Raw genomic sequence first — 22197 nt, 5'->3', positions numbered from 1 at the left:
CCATCGCCCTTCACGGGCTTAACCGGCGCCTGCGCTTTCCAACCCGGTGCGCTGGCTCCGAAACCGGAAACGATGCTCTGGCCGGTCGCTTCGTCCTCATAACGGGAACGTTATCGAAATGCAGTTCGATGTGCCATTTTTCCTCAACTTCGTCTTCAATCCCCGGCCGGCGTTGCTGTTCGGGTTGCTGACAACCATTACGACGACAGTCGTGTCGATGGCATTCGGGATGTTGCTGGGGCTGCTGCTTTCCCTGTGCGGCCTGTCGCGATTCCGGGCGCTCCGCTGGTTCAACAGTTCTTATATTTTCGTCTTTCGCGGGACGCCGCTGTTGGTTCAGGTCATCCTGATCTATTTCGGCCTTCCTCATCTCATCAACATCGATCTTTTTCCGCAGACTGTGCAGGTATTCGGCATTTTCCCCATCCAGGGGGCGATTGTCGCGGGTGTAGTGGCGTTCACCTTGCACGAGGCCGCCTACATCAGCGAAATCGCGCGCGCATCGATCGCGTCGGTCGATGACGGGCAACGGGATGCGGGCAAGGCGCTGGGGATGCCGCCGGCCTTGCTGATGAAGCGCGTCATTCTGCCCCAGGCAATCCGAACCATGCTTCCGCCATTGGGCAATCAGGTAAACGGCATGTTCAAAGCCACTTCTCTTCTGTACCTGATTGCGGTGCCGGAAATGATGTTCATTTCTGATGCCGTCAATTCAGTCACATACAAGACGTTCGAGGTTTATCTCGGGGTATCGGTCTACTATCTCGCACTCACGACGGCCTGGAGCTTTGCGCAAAGGTCTCTGGAGCGTCGCTATTCGAAGGGGTTCATGCCGATATGAACGTTGCTTCGCCGCCACTGGTAAAAATGCCTGCCGTTGTTTCGCGTGACGGCGGAACGTTCGGAACATTCGCTCGGGGAGGTCGCCGGTGAACTTCGATGTGAAATACTTTCTTGAGCTTGTCCTCACGCCTCCCCCATCCCTGCTCCATGCCGTCTGGATCACCGTTTCGGTCACTATCGTGTCCATGATCGTCGGCATCGTCATGGGTCTGGCGCTGGCGCTGTTCGGCCTGAGCCGATACGGCGCGCTTCGCGGGCTCAATCAAGCTTACGTCTGGTTCTTTCGCGGCACGCCGATACTTGTCCAGATGTTCCTGATCTACTACGGACTGCCTGCCCTGGCGGGCGTCGATCTTTTTCCCTCCACATTGAATACGCCGTTTTTCTCCATCAGCGGCGCCATACTGGCCGGCATCGCGGCATTCAGCCTCCATGAGGCCGCCTACATGAGCGAGATCACCCGGGCCGGGATAAGCTCGATCGACCGCGGGCAAAGCGAGGCGGCCAAGGCGCTTGGCATGTCTCCCGCGCTTGCCATGCGGCGGATCATCCTTCCCCAGGCCATTCGCATCATCGTGCCGCCATTGGGCAACCAGTGCAACATCATGTTCAAGACCACGGCATTCCTCAGCATCATCGCGGTGCCCGAGCTGGTCCATTTCGCGGACAGTCTGCGCGCCGCCACCTTCAAGACCTTTGAGCCATATGCCGTGATCTCCATCTATTATCTTCTTCTTACCGGCGCCTGGACTCTGCTCCAGCAGTGGATCGAAAGGCAGCTTTCCTGGAGCCCGCGCACGGCGGCACGAAAGCCGGACACGAAAGCCACCAACCTCTTGCAGATGGATACTTGATATGGCCGAAAAACCCCGCGGCGGCGCCGCGCCCGCCGTCGAACTGCGCGGTGTGAGCAAGTCGTTTGGCACGCTCAGCGTATTCGAAAACGTCTCCATGACCGTTCAGCCGCAGGAGACGGTGGTCGTCATCGGGCCTTCGGGATCGGGAAAGACAACCCTCATCCGCTGTATCAATCACCTGGAAGAAATTCAGAGCGGCGAGATTTTTCTCAACGGCGTCCTTGTAAGCAACAAGCTCATCGGCAGCAAGAAAGCGAGCTTGAGCGAAAAGGAAAAGGCGGTGATCCGCAGAAACGTCGGCATGGTTTTCCAGCGTTTCAATCTCTTTCCGCATCTGACGGCGCTTCAGAACATCATCGAAGCCCCCGTCCATGTTCTCAAACAGCCAAGGCAGGAGGCGATGGAAGGGGCGCTTGCCCTCCTCGAACGTGTCGGCCTGGCAGATAAACGCGACCAGTATCCGGCCCAGCTATCGGGCGGGCAGCAGCAACGTGTGGCGATTGCCCGCGTTCTCGCCATGAAGCCCGAGATCGTTCTGTTCGATGAGCCGACCAGTGCGCTCGACCCCGAAATGGTCGGCGAGGTGCTCGCGGTAATGAAGGAACTCGCCGGAAAAGGCATGACCATGATCATCGTCACGCACGAAATGGGTTTCGCGCGTGAGGTTGCCGACCGCGTCGTCGTCATGGACAAGGGTTCCATCATCGAGGAAGGACCGCCGGAGCAAATTTTTATGCGGCCCAAGAACGCACGTACGGCCTCGTTCCTCGAACGCATCGCCTGAGCGTGCCGGAAGTCGCGAGCGCCTTCGCCAAACCACTCTTTTCCAGCGCACAAGCCGCCGCAAGGGAGCCGACGTCATGCCCCGGTCCGCAACCGCCCGCCTCGCGGAATTCATCGCCGACACACGGGAGTTGCCGCCGGGCGTTCCCGAGCGGGCGAAGCTCCATATCGCCGACACTCTGGCCTGTATTTTCGCCGGCTCCGCTTCCCGGGCCGCGGCGTTGCTGACGCGGGTCAGCGCGCTGCCGGATGACAACGGCAGGATAATCGTCCCCGGCCTCGGGCGCTGGAACGACCCGGCGATCGCGGCGATGCTCATCGGCGTATGCGCGCATGCCGACGATTTCGACGACACCAGCGAAGGCTCGATGAACGGCCATCCAAGCGCGCCGATCCTGAGCGCGCTGATCCCGACCGCATGCATGGTGGGAGCCGCCGGCGCGGATGTCGTTCGCGCCTATGCGGTCGGCATCGAAGTGGCATGCAAGCTCGGCGCCGCTGTCGGCGCCGCGCACACGCGCCGCAGCTGGCACACCATGTCCACGCTGGGCGCGCTCGGCGCCGCAGCCGCCGCGGCCAATCTCCGCGCTCTGGACGCCGGCGGAACCGAACGGGCCCTCGCCATCGCATGTTCATTTGCCGGTGGCATATTGGGCAATACGGGAACCATGACCAAGAGCCTGCATTGCGGCCGCGCCGCGCAGGCAGGCTATATCGCGGCGGCCCTCGCCGGCGAGGGCTTCACCGCCGGCGCCGACATTCTCGAAGCCGAAGCCGGCTTCCTGGACACGTTCACCGACCGGTCGCTCTCCGAAATCGATCCGGCCGGGATCGGCGAAGTCTGGGAGCTCATATCGCCCGGCCTTGCGGTAAAACTTTATCCGTGTTGCAGTTGTACCCATCTTGCGATCGACGGGGCGCTCGAACTCCGGCAACGCCATGCACTCGACACGGAAAGCATAGACCGGATAACATGTTCGGTACGGGAGGAGTGTACGCATTATCTGCGTTTCCCCGACCCGAGAACAGGCATCGAGGCGAAGTTCAGCATGAACTATACCGTTGCCGTGGCGTTGGCGCATGGCAAGGTGACACTGGGAGATTTCGATACGGCGGCGCTCGCGCGCGAGAAAGTGGCCAATCTCGTTCCTAAAGTTTGCATGATCGTTCCTCCCGACGAGGAGGACGCCGGAGAAATCGAGGTTGTTCTGAAAGACGGAAGGCGCTTGACGACACGCCGGAAAGTCCCTCGCGGAGCGCCGGAAGATCCGCCGGACTGGGACGACATTTTCGGCAAGCTACAACAATGTATCGCAGTCACAAACAAAAGGACGCTCACCCAACCTGAAATGCTGTTTCTCGCACTGCGCGGAATGGATGGACAAGCTGAATTCAGCGATCTGTTGCGTATATAGGGTTTCACAATTGTCGGGGGCCTGATTTGTGCGGGAGATGGCAATATCTGTCTCGCATGGGAGACATACCGTCTGGAATATCTCTTGCCTGGTTGAAACGGAACATATTCCAGATTCCTTGCTTTGAGCGCTTTCCGATCAAATGATTTCGTTTGATCGGAAAGCGCTCCGGAGACTGACGATGTGTAGAGCGACCACAGGATGAGTCTGCCCAGAATAGACTTTTCACATCTTGCGGCTTTTGTCGCCGCCTGCGACTGCGTGAGCATGTCGCAAGCGGCGGATGCGCTTGAACTGACGACCTCGGCTTTGAGCGCGCGGCTGCATGGGCTGGAAACACGGCTGGGATTGAAACTGTTCGCGCGTCACGGTCGCAACATGCTCCCATTGCCGGCATCTGTTTTTCTTTATAACCGCAGCCTCCGCCTGTTATCGGCGGAGGAATTTCTGCAACGGAGAACCGCCTCGGCCACCGATGGCGCCATCCGAAGCTTCGGCGTTCAACTGGATGAAGCATATACCGGCACAATACTGGCGCATGCCGTTCTCGATGCCATTCGGCATGTGCATTCCATCCAGACGGCTTGCTTCATCGACCTTATCCTGTCACGACGCTCGCCGGCCGAGCAGCACACCGATCGCGCTCCCCTGATATCCACCTCCTCGCAGTCACTGGAGATCGCCGTTCGCTGCACCGAGGGAAACAGCCGTGCGCGCGGCGCCTCCCTGTTGCCGGCGGACATATGGATCAGGGCGGGTGAGGCGCCATCGGATATAAGAACAGGAAAAGAAACGCTCAAGGATTTGCTTATTCCCGAACTTCCGGGAACTCTGAGCGATGATATCGCGCACTATTTCAGCGAGATAAGACCATCGTATCATATTGCGGCCGCTGCGGTGGGTCTTCAGGACTATTTCGGCATTGCCCGCCTCCTGTCCAGCCATGACCTGCTCTTGCCCCGCGCGCTTTTGCCCGCTCGCGTTGCGGCTTCCGGCCCGCGGGTGAGCGCGGTGCCGGGCGCACCTGCATGCCTGATCGAGGTTGCCGAATCCGGCGATGATTCAGTCGTGAAAGCATTTCTGGCGGAACTGCGGCGCCGTCTCGCGACGGAAGATCCATCCGAAAGCCGCCGGCCGTTCCGCCCCGCGGCAACAATGAGACAAATCGGTACGCTGAACCTCGTCCTGAAAACCGGCAGCATGCGAAGCGCCGCCCGCGCCGTCGGCCTGACGGCGCCGATGATCCCGGCGCAGATCGCTCAACTTGAAGCGGCCCTGGGAACCACGCTGATGGTGAAGGGACGCGGCGGCTCCACGCCCACCGGGTCCGCGGCGGAGCTTCATCCGATGTGCGTCGGGATCGAACATTGTTTCAATGCCGCCATCAGGATGAGCAGAAAGGTCGCAGCCGATTTTCAGCAATCCATCCGCATCGGTCTCCCGCCCAGTTGGAGCAGCGACTCGCGCACGTCCGAGTGCATGGCGGTGGCATTGAGCGCATTCCACCGTGAATATCCAGAATGCCATATCGAGGTCGATGAAGGACCGCGCGATGTTCTGCACGGGGGCATCCGCAGCGGGCGGTTGAACATTGCGATCGTCGGACGGGTGGCTCTACAGGTGGGCTCCATCGCCATAGGCACCAGCGAAGATATCTCATTGGTCGTGAACCGGCGCGCCGGTTTCCGTCCGCACTCCCGCCGGGTTTCCGCCGACGAGTTGCGCAGGATCCCCCTGATACTGGCGCCGGCCCACGTGACAATGCATCAGACGCTTATTGCGGCGCTCGCCAAAGCCACCGTCCAGTTGGAACCGGTCATGCGGCTCGGCTCGATTCCGCTGATCGTCTCCATCATCCGTCGCTCGCCGTTCGGAACCATCCTTCCCGCTTCGGTTGTTCGTAAAGAGCTTGAGGCGGGCCTGGTCGAGGCCTTTCCGCTGGACCACATCGTGCCCCGGCGCCGTCTTTGGGCGATCTTCTCCACGGAAAATCCACTGAGCGAGATGGAACGCCACCTCATCGCGCTTATCAAAAATGCGTTCGCCGACGCTCTCGAAGATGCAAAACAACCCCTGGCTGCGGCTGAATCCTAGGCCGTGAACTCATAAATACGCTTTGTGTTTGAATGGATTGGTGATTCAAGGGTTCCGACAGGGAGGCCCTTGATGACACGTCGCCGTTACGAACTCACCGACCGGGAATGGGCCATCATTGCACCGCTTCTGCCGAACAAGCCGCGTGGTGTGCCGCGTGTCGATGACCGGCGAGTGTTGAACGGCATTCTGTGGCGGTTTCGGACGGGGTCGCCATGGGCGGAGGTTCCCGAACGCTATGGCCCGCCAACGACCTGCTACAACCGTTTCGTTCGCTGGCGAAAAGCCGGCGTATGGGACCGCCTGCTCGCAGCGGTTTCGGAAGCCTATGACGGCGACATCGTCATGATCGATTCCTCCTGTGTCCGTGTCCACCAGCACGCGGCCACGGGAAAAAAGGGGATGGAGACGATGGTTGCATGGGACGTTCCCGCGGCGGTCTGACCAGCAAGATCCATGCGCTGGTCGACGCCGAAGGCCGTCCCGTCACCCTGTTCCCGAGGAAGCGGACAGCGTTCACTACGGGTTCTTTCTCAAGGGTTACGGGAAGGTATGGGCGAGGTCGTTCCGGCTGGAAGCTGTCGGAAGCGAGATAGCCCCACAGCAGCGACAAATAGCCGCTATCTTGCCAAGCTGACCAATCTCAACTTTTCGCAGCCCATTTAAGGGCCGCAATAGATCGTTTAAACTGCCGCGCATAGGGCTTGGCGTTGGCAGGCTTCTCATGGCCGAGGTCAGATGTCGGACGGTTGAGACCGCCTGCGCCAAAGGGTCAGAGCCGACAACGCAAGTAGGACGATCACGGCCACGCTCACCCGGACGCCGAGCAGAGGCGCCTCCCCGAGTCCGGTATCGACATGCAAAGCATTCAATACGCTGTTGTGAACGGTATGCGCAGTGAAGGCGGACCACAGGCTTCGTGTCGCCAGAAACAGCAGACCCCACGCGTAACCCGCGACACCGGCCGAGATAACGTAAGTTGCCGCAATGCCTAGCGCGACGGGGGCGCTCATTTCGCCATCCATCCATCCACGTAGAGGCCAGATGACATGCCACAGGCCGAACAACACCGCCTGCAACAGGTTCGCCCGCGCAAAGCTCATGCGTAGAAGAAAATGGCTGATCATCAGCCCGCGAAAAAGGCTTTCCTCCATGGCCGAGTTCAGCAGGTTACCCGCAAGGAGTCCGAGCCCGAAGGTCAGTCCTCCCTGCATCGCCGTGTCGGGCAGAAGAGAATGGCCCTGAAATCCGATGCGCAGCGAAGGGGCCTGCCCGGACACGAAGAGAGTGATAACCTCGGCAGTATATCCAGCCACCAGTGCAGCACCGGCGACGGCGACGCCCATCAATACGGCCCGGTCCCAGCCTCCGGCGCGTACGCCGATGGCGCTTGCCGACCTGCCCGCGAACCACAGATAGGCCAGGATCGCCGCCAACCCTAGGGCCTTGGTCAGAACCTGCTCGCCAAACCACTCGTCGGACCGAAACACGAAGACGTCGAGTAGCCGAAAGATCACGCACAGAAGGAACAGGCCCCAGACAGCACGCCATGCCGGGGCCGTGTGGTCGGCTGGAAAGGTTATGCCGGCGGCGAGGGTCATAGAGGCGTCCCTGCTTCAGCGCGATCCATCTCTTATAGGCGTTTACCTTGATGGTTCAATTACGCCTTGTTGTGATTCGCCGGCGCCTGCCCTGCCCCTAGTATTGAGGTACGATTCTAGGGGAGTCTTATAGGTACGCACTGAAACTCTCGTTCCTATTTCCCAAAGAAAATCAGCCACTTATGACGACAAAAGGTGACTGGTGGAGCTGATGAGATTCGAACTCACGACCTCTGCAGTGCGATTGCAGCGCTCTCCCAACTGAGCTACAGCCCCAAGATTGAGGCGTTGTAGGTCCCGGCTGGCGCGCTGTCAATGACTTCCGTCGCTCGATCGCGCGAATTGTGCACAGGGTTTTTCGCGCGCCCTGTCGGATGTCCGCGCCGGAGGCCCATGCCGGCCGGCAACTCCCGTCACCTCGCCCCCACTATCCGGCTTCCGGCATCTGGCTCTTGACGAAAGGGGGCGATATAACGGTGCGGCAATATCCGCTTTGGCCGCCGAACGGTGCGGCGCCAAAGTGAAAGCGCCCCAAGGAGACGACATGCAATCGGTTCTCGACGTCGTTCAGCTCGTGCTGAACCTGTATACCTACGTCATCATCGCCAGCGCCATCCTGAGCTGGCTGATCGCCTTTGACGTCGTGAACACGCGCAACGGATTCGTGCGTTCGGCGCTGCACTTTCTCCACCAGTTGACCGAACCGCTGCTGCGGCCGATTCGCGGCCTGCTGCCGAATCTCGGCGGCATCGATATCTCGCCGGTGATTCTGCTGCTGCTGGTGTTCTTCCTGCAAAGCTTCATCGAGCGCTACCTGCGTCCGCTCCTGCCCTGACGGAACGTTGCCGCGATGAACGCCGAAACGGCTGAACCGTGGCGAACGGAAGAAGGAGGCGTTCTCCTCTCCGTTCGCCTCACTCCCAGGGGAGGACGTGATTCGATCGACGGGCGGGGCATGCTCTCGGACGGGCGTGCCGTGTTGCTCGCGCGCGTGCGCCAGGCGCCGGAAGACGGCGCCGCCAACGCCGCCCTGCTGAAGCTGGTCGCAAAAAGCGCCGGTCTGCCGGCGTCGGCCGCGGAGGTAGCCTCCGGCCATACCTCACGCCTGAAAACCATCCGCCTTGCCGGCGATCCCGCCGGCATCGCGCAGGCCCTCGCGAGCGTCGCCGACGCCGCAGCCGCGGGGGACGGCCGGCACGGCAAGGGTGGCCGACACAAGCGGAGCCGGCCAGACGCATGAGGCGGCCGCCCGCTCCCGCCTTTCCCGCCGCGGCCGCCGCCTTCCGGCCTCAATCCTCTTCCCCGGCGCGGTGACAGACGCAGATTTTTGTCACCGGCAATCGAGCGCAATCCGTTGCGAAGGCGCGGCAGATTGGATACGAACATTGCAACTTCGAGTAGCTCTAGACTATGGAGCGTGCTCCGGTTTGCCGTCGGCGTCCGCTCGGGACGCCGTGGTCGTGGAGGAGACCCGAGATCATGGCTGAGGCGAAAGCCCCCACCCCCCAGCGCGCAGCGGCTCGCCCGCTGTCCCCCCATCTTCAGATCTACAAGCTGACGTGGACGATGGCCATGTCGGTCATCCACCGCCTGACGGGCGTCGCCCTTTACGCCGGCACGCTGCTGCTGGTGTACTGGCTGGTGGCGCTGGCGGCGGGGCCGGAAGCGTTCGCCACGGCGCAGGACGTGTTCGGCTCGGCGATCGGGCGTTTCGTGCTGTTCGGCTACACCTGGGCGCTGCTGCATCACCTCGCGGGCGGCCTGCGGCACTTCATATGGGATCTGGGCTACGGTTACGACCTCAAGGCGCGCATGGGGCTCGCCCGCGGCACGCTGATCGTCTCCCTCGTGTTGACGGTGCTGGTGTGGGCCGTCGGCCTGAGCATCGGCTGAGCCCGACATCGGGCAGGAACCCGCCAACAGGAGACCGGCAAAGGAGGCCGTCATGGGACAGTTCGATTTCTCCATCCGCACGCCGGTCAAGGGCGTTCGCGGGCTCGGCTCGGCGAAGTCCGGCACCGGGCATTTCTGGCAGCAGCGGCTGACCGCCGTGGCGCTGGTGCCCCTCGCTCTCGCCTTCATCGCGATCATCATCTGCGCTTCCGGCCGCGACTATGAGTCCGCGCGGGCGCTGGTCGGCCATCCGCTGACCGCGATCATCCTGCTGCTGTTCATTCTCGCGGCGACCTTTCACGGGCGCCTCGGCATGCAGGTGGTGATCGAGGACTACGTTCATCACGAAGGGCTGAAGGTGCTGGCCGTCATCGCCAACACGCTCTTCGCCGGCGCCGTCGCCATCGCGGCGATCTTCGCTGTTCTCAAGATTTCGTTCGGGGTTTAACGATGGCCACGATTTCCTCTCCCGCCGTCGTCGGCAACGCCTATCCGATCACCGATCACACGTTCGACGTGGTGGTGGTGGGCGCTGGCGGCGCCGGCCTTCGCGCCACCGTCGGCTGTTCGCAGGCCGGCCTGCGCACAGCCTGCGTCACCAAGGTTTTCCCGACCCGCTCGCACACCGTCGCGGCGCAGGGCGGCATCTCCGCCTCGCTCGGCAACATGGGCGACGACAAGTGGCAATGGCATATGTACGACACCGTGAAGGGGTCGGACTGGCTCGGCGATCAGGATGCCATCGAATATCTGGTGCGCAACGCGCCTGCCGCCGTCTACGAGCTGGAGCACTGGGGCGTGCCGTTCTCGCGCACCGAGGAAGGCAAGATCTACCAGCGGCCCTTCGGCGGCATGACGACGCACTTCGGCCAGGGCACGGCGCAGCGCACCTGCGCCGCCGCCGACCGCACCGGCCACGCGATGCTGCACACCCTCTACGGGCAGGCGGTGAAGAACAGCACCGAGTTCTTCATCGAATATTTCGCCATCGACCTGATCATGGATGAGGAAGGTCGCTGCCGGGGCGTGATCGCGCTCAAGCTCGACGACGGCACCTTGCACCGCTTCCGGTCGCAGCTCGTGATTCTCGCGACCGGCGGTTACGGGCGCGCCTATTTCTCGGCCACCTCCGCCCATACCTGCACCGGCGACGGCAACGCCATGGTGCTGCGGGCCGGCCTGCCGCTTCAGGACATGGAATTCGTCCAGTTCCACCCGACCGGCATCTACGGCGCAGGCTGCCTTATCACCGAGGGCGCGCGCGGCGAGGGCGGCTATCTCACCAATTCCGAGGGCGAGCGCTTCATGGAGCGCTACGCGCCTTCCGCCAAGGATCTGGCCTCGCGCGACGTGGTGTCGCGCTCGATGACCATCGAGATTCGCGAAGGCCGCGGCGTGGGCAAGAACAAGGACCACATCTACCTGCACCTCGATCACCTCGATCCGGCCATCCTCGCGGAACGCCTGCCCGGCATTTCCGAATCGGCGCATATCTTCGCCGGCGTCGACGTGACGAAGGAGCCGATCCCGGTTCTGCCGACCGTTCATTACAACATGGGCGGCATTCCCACGAACTATCACGGCGAAGTGGTGACGAAGCGCGGCGGCGATCCCGATTCGATCGTTCCCGGTCTGATGGCGCTCGGCGAAGCGGCCTGCGTCTCGGTGCACGGCGCGAACCGCCTCGGCTCGAACTCGCTGATCGACCTCGTGGTGTTCGGCCGCGCCGCCGGCCTGCGGGCGGCGGAAGTCGTCACCGCCGGCGAGAAGCAGCCGGAGCTGCCGAAGGACTCGGCCGATCTCGCGCTGTCGCGCCTCGACCGCTTCCGCCATGCATCCGGCGGCACGCCGACCGCGCAGCTCCGTCTCGACATGCAGCGCACCATGCAGTCCAACTGCGCGGTGTTCCGCACCGGCGAGGTGCTGGAGGAAGGCGTGAAGCTCATTCACGACGTCTGGACCTCGGCCAAGGACGTGCGCGTCTCCGACCGTTCGCTGATCTGGAACTCCGATCTGGTGGAGACGCTGGAGTTCGACAATCTCATCACCCAGGCGGTGGTGACGATGGAAGGCGCCCTCAACCGGCTCGAGAGCCGGGGTGCGCATGCGCGCGAGGATTATCCGAACCGCGACGACGAAAGCTGGATGAAGCACACGCTGGCGTGGCTCGATACCCACTCCCACAAGGTGACGCTCGATTACCGTCCGGTGCATACCTACACGATGTCGAACGAAATCCAGTACATCGAGCCCAAGGCGCGCGTGTACTGATCTCCCGGACGGATGAGCGAAGAGAGCAAAGACAATGGCTGAGTTCAGGCTTCCCAAAAACTCGCGGGTGACGTCCGGCAAGGTCTGGCCTGCTCCGGCCGGAGCCACCCGGACCACGCTGTTCAACATCTACCGCTATGACCCGGATACGGGCGCCAATCCGCGCATGGACACCTATCACGTCAACCGCGACGATTGCGGCCCGATGGTGCTCGATGCGCTGATCTGGATCAAGAACACCATCGATCCCACGCTGACGTTCCGCCGCTCCTGCCGCGAAGGCATCTGCGGCTCGTGCGCCATGAACATCTCGGGCTCCAACACGCTGGCCTGCACGCGCGGCATCGACGAGGTGGCGCAGAACGGCATCGTCAACATCTATCCGCTGCCGCACATGCCGGTGGTGAAGGATCTCGTGCCGGATCTGACGCGCTTCTATGCCCAGCATGCCTCGGTGGAACCCTGGCTGCACACCGTGACGCCCGCGCCTGAAAAGGAATGGCGTCAGAGCCACGAGGATCGCCAGAAGCTCGACGGGCTTTACGAGTGCATTCTCTGCGCCTGCTGCTCGACCTCGTGCCCGAGCTACTGGTGGAACGGCGACCGTTATCTCGGTCCCGCCGCATTGTTGCAGGCCTATCGCTGGCTCATCGACAGCCGCGACGAGGCCACCGGCGAGCGGCTGGACGATCTCGAAGATCCCTTCCGGCTGTACCGTTGCCATACGATCATGAACTGCGCCAACGCATGCCCGAAGGGTCTCAACCCCGCCAAGGCCATCGCCGAAATCAAGCAGATGATGGTCGTGCGGCAGGTGTAAGCCCCACGGAATCGTTCGCTCGTCACAACGTCTTGCAAAATATGGCGCATTCTGTTGCAGGAATGCGCCATGTCGTATCGGGTTTGTCGCGCCGGGTCAAAATTCTCTCCCCGTTCGTCGGTATTCGTGGCACAAGAACATACAGGTGGGCGAGTTGACGCGGTCGCCCATCAAAGGGTTGTGGCGGCGTTTGGCCGGCTGCGCTGAAGGCACCGGCCGTAGCGAGGGCATGAGATGAATTCCGGCATGATTTCGGTCGCAAAAGCGATGAGCGGCGCCCCGGCTTCCCGTCGTCGGCCGCCGGGCCGGTTGCAGCGGCGTGCGATGCAGGTTTCGCCGGCGCTGGGTATTGCGTTGTTGCTTGGCGCCTGCGCCGATTCGGCGCGGTTTTCCACCGGCGTCCAGGGTACGGGTCGCTACAGCACGAGCCCTTACAGCACCGCCCGCGTCATTCCCGCCCCTGTCGACGATATCGTGCCGGCACCGGGCCGGGCGCCCGCGCCAGCGGTCGTGTCCACGCCGTTGCCGCCGCCTCCCGGCGCGGACGCGGCCCAGCCGCCCGCAACGCCCGACCCGGCGATTGACCTGTCGCGCGGGCAGGACCCCGCCGCAACGCTGAACCAGAGCCAGCCGTCGCCCGCTCAGGTCGCCGCGCTGCCCTCCTCGCCGCCGCCTGCGGCCCCACCGCCGGCTGTCGCGCCTTCGCGCACTTCCGTGACGGGTAGCTGGCGCGCGAGCGAAGCATCCGGCAGTTCCTGCCGCGTCACGCTGTCGAGTTCGCCGTCGCTCGATCTCTACAAGGCATCGTCCAGCGGCTGCGCCTCTCAGGATCTGGGCAGCGTCAACGCCTGGGATCTGCGCGGCAACGAGGTCTATCTCTACGCGCGCGGCAACGTGGTGGCGCGCCTGCGCGGCAGCGGCGGCAACTTCAATGGCGTGCTGGCCAAATCCGGCGCTCCCGTCTCCCTGTCCCGCTGAGCAGTTTGCGTTCAAGCCGATCCATCGGCTTGAACGGACAGCCGGAGCGAGAAGCATCGATCCGAAACGGTCTTCGGTCTCATAAGACGCCCAGCCGGAAAGTGCACACATTTTCCGGCTGGATGTTTCGGCGTTTGCTGCTGCCGGATCAGTCGATCCCGCGTCGCGCCTTGAACGCCTGCAACGTATTCCGCAGCAGGCAGGCGATCGTCATCGGCCCGACGCCTCCGGGCACCGGCGTGATGGCGCCCGCGACGCTCTTCGCTTCCTCGAAGGCGACATCGCCGACGAGCCGCCCCTTGGCCTCGCCTGCCGCCGGCGGCAGGCGGTTGATGCCGACATCGATCACCGTCGCGCCCGGCTTGATCCAGTCGCCGCGCACGAGTTCCGGCCGGCCTACGGCCGCGACGACGATATCCGCCGTGCGGCACAGGCCCGGCAGATCGCGGGTGCGGGAATGGGCGATGGTGACGGTCGCATTCTGCTGCAACAGAAGCTGCGCGACGGGCTTGCCCACGATGTTCGAGCGCCCGAGAATCACCGCCGACAAGCCCGAAAAATCCGCATGCACGCTTTGCAGCAGCAGCAGCGAGCCGAGCGGCGTGCAGGCGACGAGACCGGGCAGACCGATCATCAACCGCCCCGCGTTGACCGGGTGGAAACCGTCGACGTCCTTGCCGGGATCGACGGCCTCGATCACGCGGTTGGTGTCGATATGGGCCGGCAGCGGCAATTGCACGAGAATGCCGTCCACGGCGTCGTCACGGTTGAGTTGCTCCACCAGCGCGAGCAGCTCGGTCTCCGGCACGTCGGCGGGCAGGCGATGCTCGAAGGAGCGCATGCCCACCGCAACCGTCTGGCGGGCTTTCGAGCCGACATAGACCTCGCTTGCCGGGTCGTTGCCCACGAGGACGACGGCGAGCCCCGGTTGCGCGCCGTGGCGGGCGGCGATCCGGGCGACGTCCGCCGCGATGGTTTCACGCAGATGCTGGGCGATGGCCTTGCCATCGATGATCCTGGCGCTCATCGTTCAATCCCTGAAAACGACGGTCTTGCGGCCGTTCAGAATGACCCGGCCGTCGAGATGCCATGCCAGCGCGCGGGCGAGCACGCGCCGCTCGATGTCGCGGCCCTTGCGCACCAGCGCGTCCGGCGTGTCCTGATGCGTCACGCGCTCCACGTCCTGCTCGATGATGGGGCCTTCGTCGAGATCGCCGGTGACGTAATGGGCCGTGGCGCCGATGAGCTTCACCCCGCGCTCATGCGCCTGGTGATAGGGCCGGGCGCCCTTGAAGCCGGGCAGGAACGAATGATGGATGTTGATGCAGCGCCCGGCGAGCCTGCCGGCAAGTTCCGACGACAGAATCTGCATGTAGCGCGCAAGAATGACGAGATCGACCTGCCGCTCCTCGATGATGCGCCAGAGCTGCGCTTCCTGCTCCGCCTTGGTCGCGGCCGTCACCGGCAGATAGTCGAACGGGATGCCGTCGAAATCGTGATGCCGGTAGGTCTCGCGCGGATAATTGGACACGATGCCGGCAATCGCCATGTTCAGCTCGCCGATCCGCCAGCGGTAAAGGATGTCCGTCAGGCAGTGGTCGAAACGCGACACCAGCACCAGCACCCGCTGCGGCCGGGCGACGGGGCGCATGTACCATGTCATGCCGAATGCGTCGCCCACCGGCGCGAACGCGCGGCGCAGGTCGTCCAGATCGCCCCCGTCGACGAAATTGAAACCGATGCGGGAGAAAAACACCCCCGTCTCGACATCGTCATGCTGGTGCGCCTCGCGAATGTTGGCGCCGCCCTCGAACAGGCAGCGCCCGACGGCGGCCACGATGCCGGGGCGATTGCGGCACGACAGGCTCAAAAAATACGTGTTTTCTGGCATCAATCCATTTCCCGCAAGCGCGCGGATCCGGGCCGCGCGGCGCCGACGGCTCGCACGGGCAGGCCGCCGCGCTCCGCATCAGAAGACATCGCCTCAGGCACCCGGGGCAAAAGTCGATCTGAGCGGGTCGGCTCCTGCCCTGCCATGCCTTGGTCTGAGCGAGTTCTTGTCGATCAGGCGATTCCGCCTGACCGGAACACGCTCTAGCACTTTTCCGCAGGATTCCAAAGGCGCTATCGCCCCGGCCCCGCGCCCTTGCGCACCGGATAACACGACGGCGTCACATGATATTCATCTCGCCTTTCCTAGATTGGAACGGTTATGAATATATGGCCATCTTGCCGACCCGAACGAGCGACCATGAGCAACGCAGAGCAAAATCCGGATCCCGCCGCCGTCGACCCTGCCGGCAACCCGGCGCCTGCGGCGGATCGTCTTGCGAATCTCGGCGATATTCTGCTGGAATTCACCCGCCTCGGAATCACGTCGTTCGGCGGCCCCATCGCCCACCTCGGCTATTTTCGGGAGCGTTTCGTCGTGCGCCGGGGCTGGTTGTCCGATCGCGATTTCACCGATCTCGTGGCGCTCTGCCAGTTTCTGCCGGGGCCGGCATCGAGCCAGGCAGGCTTCGCGGTGGGCGTGATGCGCGGCGGGCTGGCGGGGGGCGTGCTGGCCTGGGCCGGCTTCACGCTGCCGTCCGTCTTGCTGCTGCTTGCTTTCGCGCAAGGCGCCTCCTTCCTCACCGGGCCCGTCGCGGCCGGCATCCTGCACGGCCTCAAGGTCGTGGCGGTCGCGGTGGTCGCACAGGCCGTCTGGGGCATGGCGCGCAGCTTCTGCGTCGGCCGGGTCCATGCCACGCTGGCCGTCGCGGCCGTCGCCGTCACGATCGCCCCCGGCGGAACGGCGGGACAATTGCTCGCCATCGCGCTCGGGGCCACAGTCGGCTTGCTGGCCGGCACGGCGGACGGGACGGCGACCGGTACGGGTGAACCGCCCTCCCCCGCACGCATTTCGCCCGCCGGAGCCCGATGGTCACTGGCGCTGGCGGCCATCCTGCTTCTCATGACATGGAAGACGCCGGCGTGGCTCGTCGTGGCATTGACGGCGCTCGGCGGCGCGGGCCTCGCCCTGCTACGATAGGGCGACGGATGCAAAACCCGCCGACGATTGTGGAAAAATAAAATCCATAGACATTCTCTGTAGAATATGGCCACATCAATGGCGGGGATCGGGCGCGGGGCGCGCGATCGCGATATATTTCAGGAGACGATCATGACAAGGATTACGCGCAGGATTGCGGCGCTGGCCATCGGTGCGGCTTTCGCGGGTTTGGCGGCTCTTTCGCCGGCGCAGGCTGCGGACAAGATCAAGCTCGGTGTCATCGGCGGCGAGGAAGAGGAAATCGCCGAGGTGGTGAAGAAGGTCGCGGCCGGCAAGGGCCTCGACGTCGAACTCGTGATCTTCGCCGATTATTCGCTGCCCAACGAGGCGCTGGCGCGCGGCGATCTCGACGCCAACGCCTTCCAGCACAAGCCCTATCTCGACGCGCAGATTGCCGCGCGCGGCTACAGGATAGAGCCGATCGGCTACACGATCGTCCAGCCCATCGGTTTCTATTCGCGCAAGGTCAAGACGCTTGCGGATCTGCCCGAAGGCGCGGCCGTCGGCATCCCGAACGATCCCAGCAACGGCGCCCGTGCGCTCAAACTGCTGGCGGCCAACGGCCTGATCACGCTCAAGGACCCCGCGAAGGCCGACGCCTCCCCGCTCGACATATCCGAAAACCCGAAGAAGGTGGCGTTCAAGGAGCTCGACGCGGCGCTGATCACCCGGCAGCTCGACGATCTGGACGGCGCGGTGATCAACACGACCTATGCGCTCGGCGCCGGGCTTAACCCTGTCACCGACGCCATCGTGCAGGAAAGCCGGACCGACAACCCCTATGGCAACTTCATCGCCGTGCGCACGGAAGACAAGGACAAGCCGGCGCTGAAGACGCTCGTCGACGCCTACCAGTCGAAGGAAGTGGCCGACTTCCTCGAAACCCGCTTCAAGGGCTCGATCCTGCCGGCGTGGTGAGCCATACCTTATCGACATGGAGCGCGCTCCGACCATACGGAATCGTCTGACGCTCCGTGCTCCAACGACCATGCGCCGAAAACAAAGCCGGTTCCCGCAGGAACCGGCTTTCGTATTGAAACGCGGCGACCGTTCCGGCCGGCTTACTTCTTCGCGCCGAAGCTGATGCCGGCGAACTTGCTGTTGAAGCGCGACACGCGACCGCCACGGTCGAGAAGCTGCTGGGAGCCGCCCGTCCAGGCCGGGTGGCTGGTGGGGTCGATGTCGAGGTTCAACTGATCGTTCGGCTTGCCGTAGGTGGAGCGGGTCACATACTCGGTGCCGTTCGTCAGCACGACCTTGATGAAGTGGTAGTCGGGATGGATATCGGCCTTCATGGCGCAGCCCTCGAAAAAGTCTCCGTCGAGGCCAACCATGAACGGGCGACCTTTGACGACTGTCTGTGAAAAAGATGAAGTCGCGACCCTATACCGCAGGATCGGGCGCGACACAAGCGAACATTTCGATCGCGGCGGCGCGGGAAGGCGGAGAGCGACGCCTCGTCGCAGTTTATAACCCTTGCAACGAACGTCTTGCGGAACGCCTCGCGCACATCTATAGCCATGCGCTATCGTAGCGGAAACGGACGGAGCCGGAGGGGTGCTGACCAGAGCGAAGACGGGCGAGGCCGCAGCCGGCCCCGCAGGCGCGCTGCGCGAGGATGCGGGGGAAAGCGCGCGAGACGGCGAGGCGCCGCGCCGCCCGCACCCCGGCGCGCTGGCCGTGCTCGCGCCGTTCGCCTGGCGATATCGCGGCCATGTTCTCGTCGCGCTCGCCGCGCTGCTCGTCGCCGCAGGCGCCACGCTGGTGCTGCCGCTCGCCGTGCGGCGGGTCATCGATTACGGCTTCTCCGGCATCGACGGCTGGCTGATCAACGCCTATTTCCTCACGCTGGCGCTGGTGGCGTTCGTGCTCGCCGTCGCCAGCGCCACGCGCTATTATTATGTCACGACGCTCGGCGAACGCGTGGTCGCCGACCTGCGCGCGTCCGTCTTCAGCCATCTGACGACGCTCGACCAGTCGTTCTACGACACCGCGCGCACGGGGGAACTGACCTCCCGCCTCGCCGCCGACACCACGCAGATCAAGTCGGCTTTCGGTTCGAGCATCTCGCAGGCGCTGCGCAACTTCGTCATCTTCGCAGGCGCGAGCGCGATGATGGTCTATTCCAGCCCGCGCCTGTCGGCACTGGTGCTGGCGGCGATCCCGCTGATCGTGTTGCCGCTGGTGTTCTCGGGGCGGGGCGTGCGCAAGCGCGCGCGGGCGGCGCAGGACAGGCTCGCCGCCGCCAACGCCTACGCCACCGAGGCCATCGGCGCCGTGCGCACCATGCAGGCGTTCAACGCCGAGGCGCAGACGGCCGCCCACTTCCGCGACGCCGCGGAGGAAGCCTGCGCCGCCGCCCGCCTCTCCGCCCGCGCCCGCGCGCTGCTCACCGCCGTCGCGATGTTTCTGGTCAGCGCCAGCGTCGTCGCCGTGCTGTGGTATGGCGCGCAGGACGTGCTGGCGGGGCGGATGACCGGCGGGCGCCTGTCGCAGTTCGTGCTTTACGCCGTGTTCGCCGCCTCGTCGCTCGGCGAATTGAGCCAGGTGTGGGGCGAGGTGTCGCAGACGGCCGGCGCGGCGGGACGTCTGAGCGAACTTCTCGCGACGCGCGCCACGGTGGTGTCGCCGCCGTCGCCCGCGCCGCTGCCCGAGCCGCCGCTCGCCGAGATCGCTTTCGAGCAGGTCTCCTTCGCCTATCCGACGCGCGCCGGGACGCCGGCGCTGGAAGGGCTGGACTTTTCCGTGGCGCGGGGGGAGCGCGTCGCGATCGTCGGGCCGTCGGGCGCGGGCAAGAGCACGGTCCTGCAATTGTTGCAGCGCTTCTACGACCCGGCGGAAGGGCGCGTGCTGATCGACGGAATCGACGCACGTCAGGCAGACATCGCGCAATTGCGGCGGCGATTCGCGATTGTGCCGCAGGATCCCGTCATTTTCGGCGCAACCGTCACCGAAAACATTCGCTACGGCGCGCCCGACGCGCCCGGCGCCAAGGTGGAGGAAGCGGCGCGGCTGGCGGCGGCGCACGATTTCATCGTGGAACTGCCGCAGGGCTACGATACGCTCATCGGCGAACGCGGCGTCACGCTTTCGGGCGGCCAGCGCCAGCGCCTCGCCATCGCGCGCGCCATCCTGCGCGACGCCCCGATCCTGCTGCTGGACGAGGCGACCTCCGCGCTTGATGCGGAAAGCGAAAGGCTGGTGCAGACGGCGCTGGACAGGCTGATGCAGGGGCGCACCACGCTCGTCATCGCGCACCGCCTCGCGACGGTGCTGTCGGCCGACCGCATCCTTGTCATGGAGCGCGGACGGATCGTGGAAGAGGGCAGACATGAGGAACTGGTCGGCAGGGGCGGGCTTTACGCCCGTCTGGCGCAGCTTCAGTTCAGCGCGTGAAAACTGGGCATCGGCGCCGGAAATGCGGCGGTCCCCTTTTGAAATCAGGCAGAAAGCGATATACCCGCTCTTGCGGCTGCCGGGTGATTGCGGCATGCCTGTGCGGACGGTTGGCCGCGCAAGGCGGATTGTCGCCCGATGGGGCGGGTAACGGAGGTCGATATCGTGGTCATGGCGGCTCCTCTCGCGGACAGACCGGCGCAACGGGGCGGAATCGAGGCTTTGGTCTCGCTCGTCACGGATGACATGGAGCGCGTCAATCACGTCATCCTGTCGCGCACGGGATCGGACGTAACGCTGATTCCCGAACTGGCGAACCATCTGATTTCATCCGGCGGCAAACGGCTGCGGCCGATGCTCACCCTCGCCTTCGCCGGATTGTGCGGCTACTCGGGCGACGGGGGCGTGAAGCTCGCGGCGAGCGTCGAATTCATGCACACCGCGACGCTGCTGCACGACGACGTCGTCGACGAAAGCGACATGCGCCGCGGCAAGCTCGCGGCCCGCATGCTCTGGGGCAACGAGGCCAGCGTGCTCGTCGGCGATTTCCTGCTCGGGCAGGCGTTCAAGATGATGGTGGAGGTCGGCTCGCTCGCCGCGCTCGACGTGCTCGCCAGCGCGGCTGCGGTGATCGCCGAGGGCGAGGTGTGGCAGCTCTCCGCCGCCAAGGATCTGGCGACCGACGAGGCGACCTATCTCGGCGTGGTGACGGCGAAGACCGCCGCCCTCTTCGCCGCCGCCGCCGAAGTCGGCCCGATCCTCGGCGGGCTGGACGGTCGCGAGCGGCGCGCGGCGCGCGCCTACGGCAACGCGCTCGGCGTCACGTTCCAGCTCGTGGACGACGCGCTCGACTACGGCGGCGTCGCGGAATTGCTCGGTAAGAACGTCGGCGACGATTTCCGCGAGGGCAAGATCACCCTGCCGGTGGTGCTCGCCCTCCGGAAGGCCGATGACGCGGAGCGCGCCTTCTGGTCGCGCACGCTGGAGAAGGGGGAAATCGCGGAGGGCGATCTCGACACCGCCATCGCCACGCTGCGCCGCCATGACGCGCTCGAAGCGACCATCGGTCGCGCCCGCGCCTATGGCGACAGCGCCGTGCAGGCGCTCGACGCCTTCCCCGACAGCCCCATGAAGCGCGCCTTGATCGACACCGTGGCATTCTGCATCAGCCGGGCCTACTGAGGCCGGCGAAACCAGCGCACCGGACGACGCCAATTGCCCGACACGGATATCTGGCTGGTCGCGCTCCTCGCTCTCGTCGGCGTTCTCGCGGGCTTCATCGATGCGATCGCGGGAGGCGGCGGCCTGCTCACGGTGCCCGCCCTGCTGTCGGCGGGGTTCGATCCGGCGGCGGCGCTCGCCACCAACAAGCTCCAGAGCAGTTTCGGGTCGTTTTCCGCCGCCCTCACCTTCGCGCGCGCCGACAAGATCGGCTGGCGGGACGCCGTGCCGATGGCCGTCGCCGCCTTCATCGGCGGGGTGGCCGGAGCGACGCTGATCAAGGCGATGCCGGCGCATCTGCTGGCGGGCGTCATGCCGCTGCTGCTGATCGCGGTGGCGGTCTATTTCCTGCTCTCGCCACGCCTGTCGGCGCGCGAAGGACGGCCGCTCCTGTCGCCGCGCCTCTTCACGCTGACGGTGGCGTTGGGTGTGGGGTTCTACGACGGCAGCTTCGGCCCGGGCACCGGGTCGTTCTTCATGATCGGCTTCGTCGCGCTGCTGGGCCTGCCCGTCATGCAGGCGGTGGCGCAGACCAAGCTGCTGAATTTCGCCAGCAATGTCGGTGCGCTGCTTTTCTTCGCGCTGGCGGGCGGCATCCATCTGCCTATCGGCATCGCCATGGGAATCGGGCAATATGCGGGCGCCCGCCTCGGCGCAGGCGTGGCGCTGAGGAACGGCGCGCGCATCGTCCGCCCGCTGCTCGTCATCGTCAGCACCGCGATGGCGGCGCGCCTGCTGCTCGATCCCGCCAATCCGCTGCGCATCGCCATCGTGTCGGCGATAGAGGCGCTTTTCGCCGGCGCGCCCGGCCCCTGAAGCATCCGCCTTCCGCGCGCCCCGACCGGAACGCGCCCCGGCGGCAAGACCGCGCGATCACGGCGGGGCATTGACGAACGGTGAAGAACGCACTATAAGCGCGCCTTCATGAATATTCTTTCTGGATGTTCGCCTGCGGGCGGGCGTCCGGTTCACT

General features: G+C 64.5%; 21 protein-coding genes, 1 tRNA gene and 1 pseudogene. 18 read left to right on the top strand and 5 right to left on the bottom strand.

The features are described 5' to 3' along the window. Positions 1 to 118 precede the first annotated feature (118 nt). The 6 genes and pseudogenes from ACOYJQ_RS03500 to ACOYJQ_RS03475 form a co-directional block, all read left to right on the top strand. Positions 119 to 841, top strand: coding sequence for an amino acid ABC transporter permease (locus ACOYJQ_RS03500; RefSeq protein ID WP_433456359.1), 723 nt, complete (start codon positions 119 to 121; stop codon positions 839 to 841). A gap of 88 nt (positions 842 to 929) precedes the next feature. Further along, positions 930 to 1697 carry an amino acid ABC transporter permease gene (locus tag ACOYJQ_RS03495; RefSeq protein WP_433456357.1) on the top strand — a complete coding sequence of 256 codons (768 nt, stop codon included), beginning with the start codon at positions 930 to 932 and terminating at the stop codon, positions 1695 to 1697. Between the two features lies 1 nt (position 1698). Further along, entirely contained in the window at positions 1699 to 2484 is a 786-nt protein-coding gene (locus ACOYJQ_RS03490; protein ID WP_433456355.1) for an amino acid ABC transporter ATP-binding protein, read from the top strand. A gap of 76 nt (positions 2485 to 2560) precedes the next feature. Then, positions 2561 to 3898: an MmgE/PrpD family protein gene (locus ACOYJQ_RS03485; protein WP_433456353.1), complete on the top strand. Its 1338-nt coding sequence runs from the start codon at positions 2561 to 2563 to the stop codon at positions 3896 to 3898. Positions 3899 to 4099: 201 nt separating this feature from the next. Beyond that, positions 4100 to 5992 (top strand): LysR family transcriptional regulator, encoded by a 1893-nt coding sequence (locus ACOYJQ_RS03480; protein WP_433456351.1) that lies wholly within the window; start codon positions 4100 to 4102, stop codon positions 5990 to 5992. Between the two features lie 72 nt (positions 5993 to 6064). Next, positions 6065 to 6486 (top strand): annotated as a pseudogene (locus ACOYJQ_RS03475) (IS5 family transposase); the annotation flags it as partial. Between the two features lie 240 nt (positions 6487 to 6726). On the opposite strand, the gene ACOYJQ_RS03470 reads toward ACOYJQ_RS03475, so the two are convergent. Further along, a complete protein-coding gene (locus ACOYJQ_RS03470; protein WP_433456349.1) occupies positions 6727 to 7593 on the bottom strand; it encodes a CPBP family intramembrane glutamic endopeptidase in 867 nt (288 codons plus the stop codon). A gap of 200 nt (positions 7594 to 7793) precedes the next feature. Next, a tRNA-Ala gene (locus ACOYJQ_RS03465) sits at positions 7794 to 7869 on the bottom strand. A 268-nt stretch (positions 7870 to 8137) separates the two neighbouring features. Here ACOYJQ_RS03465 and ACOYJQ_RS03460 point away from each other — a divergent pair. From ACOYJQ_RS03460 to ACOYJQ_RS03430, 7 genes are all read left to right on the top strand, one after another. Further along, positions 8138 to 8428 carry a YggT family protein gene (locus ACOYJQ_RS03460; RefSeq protein ID WP_433456347.1) on the top strand — a complete coding sequence of 97 codons (291 nt, stop codon included), beginning with the start codon at positions 8138 to 8140 and terminating at the stop codon, positions 8426 to 8428. 15 nt (positions 8429 to 8443) lie between these two features. Next, positions 8444 to 8833, top strand: a complete 390-nt coding sequence (locus tag ACOYJQ_RS03455) for a DUF167 family protein (protein WP_433456345.1) — start codon at positions 8444 to 8446, stop codon at positions 8831 to 8833. 239 nt (positions 8834 to 9072) lie between these two features. Continuing rightward, entirely contained in the window at positions 9073 to 9486 is a 414-nt protein-coding gene (gene sdhC, locus ACOYJQ_RS03450) for a succinate dehydrogenase, cytochrome b556 subunit (protein ID WP_433456343.1), read from the top strand. A gap of 52 nt (positions 9487 to 9538) precedes the next feature. Further along, positions 9539 to 9934 carry a succinate dehydrogenase, hydrophobic membrane anchor protein gene (sdhD, locus tag ACOYJQ_RS03445; RefSeq protein WP_433456341.1) on the top strand — a complete coding sequence of 132 codons (396 nt, stop codon included), beginning with the start codon at positions 9539 to 9541 and terminating at the stop codon, positions 9932 to 9934. 2 nt (positions 9935 to 9936) lie between these two features. After that, a complete protein-coding gene (sdhA, locus tag ACOYJQ_RS03440; RefSeq protein ID WP_433456339.1) occupies positions 9937 to 11757 on the top strand; it encodes a succinate dehydrogenase flavoprotein subunit in 1821 nt (606 codons plus the stop codon). Between the two features lie 34 nt (positions 11758 to 11791). Further along, a complete protein-coding gene (locus tag ACOYJQ_RS03435; protein WP_433456337.1) occupies positions 11792 to 12577 on the top strand; it encodes a succinate dehydrogenase iron-sulfur subunit in 786 nt (261 codons plus the stop codon). Between the two features lie 246 nt (positions 12578 to 12823). After that, positions 12824 to 13555, top strand: coding sequence for an AprI/Inh family metalloprotease inhibitor (locus ACOYJQ_RS03430; RefSeq protein WP_433456336.1), 732 nt, complete (start codon positions 12824 to 12826; stop codon positions 13553 to 13555). A gap of 148 nt (positions 13556 to 13703) precedes the next feature. On the opposite strand, the gene folD is transcribed toward ACOYJQ_RS03430, so the two are convergent. Then, positions 13704 to 14582 (bottom strand): bifunctional methylenetetrahydrofolate dehydrogenase/methenyltetrahydrofolate cyclohydrolase FolD, encoded by an 879-nt coding sequence (gene folD, locus ACOYJQ_RS03425; protein WP_433456335.1) that lies wholly within the window; start codon positions 14580 to 14582, stop codon positions 13704 to 13706. Positions 14583 to 14585: 3 nt separating this feature from the next. After that, entirely contained in the window at positions 14586 to 15446 is an 861-nt protein-coding gene (gene purU / locus ACOYJQ_RS03420; RefSeq protein WP_433456334.1) for a formyltetrahydrofolate deformylase, read from the bottom strand. A gap of 360 nt (positions 15447 to 15806) precedes the next feature. On the opposite strand from purU, the gene ACOYJQ_RS03415 reads away from it, so the two are divergent. After that, on the top strand, positions 15807 to 16586 hold the full coding sequence (locus tag ACOYJQ_RS03415; protein WP_433456333.1) for a chromate transporter: 780 nt from the start codon (positions 15807 to 15809) through the stop codon (positions 16584 to 16586). Between the two features lie 132 nt (positions 16587 to 16718). Then, positions 16719 to 17525, top strand: a complete 807-nt coding sequence (locus ACOYJQ_RS03410; RefSeq protein WP_433456332.1) for a MetQ/NlpA family ABC transporter substrate-binding protein — start codon at positions 16719 to 16721, stop codon at positions 17523 to 17525. A 143-nt stretch (positions 17526 to 17668) separates the two neighbouring features. Here ACOYJQ_RS03410 and rpmE read toward each other — a convergent pair whose 3' ends face one another. Beyond that, positions 17669 to 17902 (bottom strand): 50S ribosomal protein L31, encoded by a 234-nt coding sequence (gene rpmE / locus ACOYJQ_RS03405; RefSeq protein ID WP_433456437.1) that lies wholly within the window; start codon positions 17900 to 17902, stop codon positions 17669 to 17671. 262 nt (positions 17903 to 18164) lie between these two features. Between rpmE and ACOYJQ_RS03400 the strand changes: the two genes are divergently transcribed. The 3 genes from ACOYJQ_RS03400 (at position 18165) to ACOYJQ_RS03390 (ending at position 22040) form a co-directional block, all read left to right on the top strand. Then, entirely contained in the window at positions 18165 to 20003 is a 1839-nt protein-coding gene (locus ACOYJQ_RS03400; protein WP_433456331.1) for an ABC transporter transmembrane domain-containing protein, read from the top strand. A gap of 171 nt (positions 20004 to 20174) precedes the next feature. Then, a complete protein-coding gene (locus ACOYJQ_RS03395; protein ID WP_433456435.1) occupies positions 20175 to 21185 on the top strand; it encodes a polyprenyl synthetase family protein in 1011 nt (336 codons plus the stop codon). Between the two features lie 33 nt (positions 21186 to 21218). Next, the gene (locus ACOYJQ_RS03390) at positions 21219 to 22040 is read left to right on the top strand and encodes a TSUP family transporter (RefSeq protein ID WP_433456330.1); all 822 of its coding nucleotides are present in this window, start codon (positions 21219 to 21221) and stop codon (positions 22038 to 22040) included. Positions 22041 to 22197: the final 157 nt, after the last annotated feature.

The organism is Pseudochelatococcus sp. (assembly GCF_050946405.1).
GTDB lineage: Bacteria > Pseudomonadota > Alphaproteobacteria > Rhizobiales > Beijerinckiaceae > Pseudochelatococcus.
Note: the sequence above shows the minus strand (reverse complement) of the source record. Positions and strands in the feature narration are given on the sequence as shown.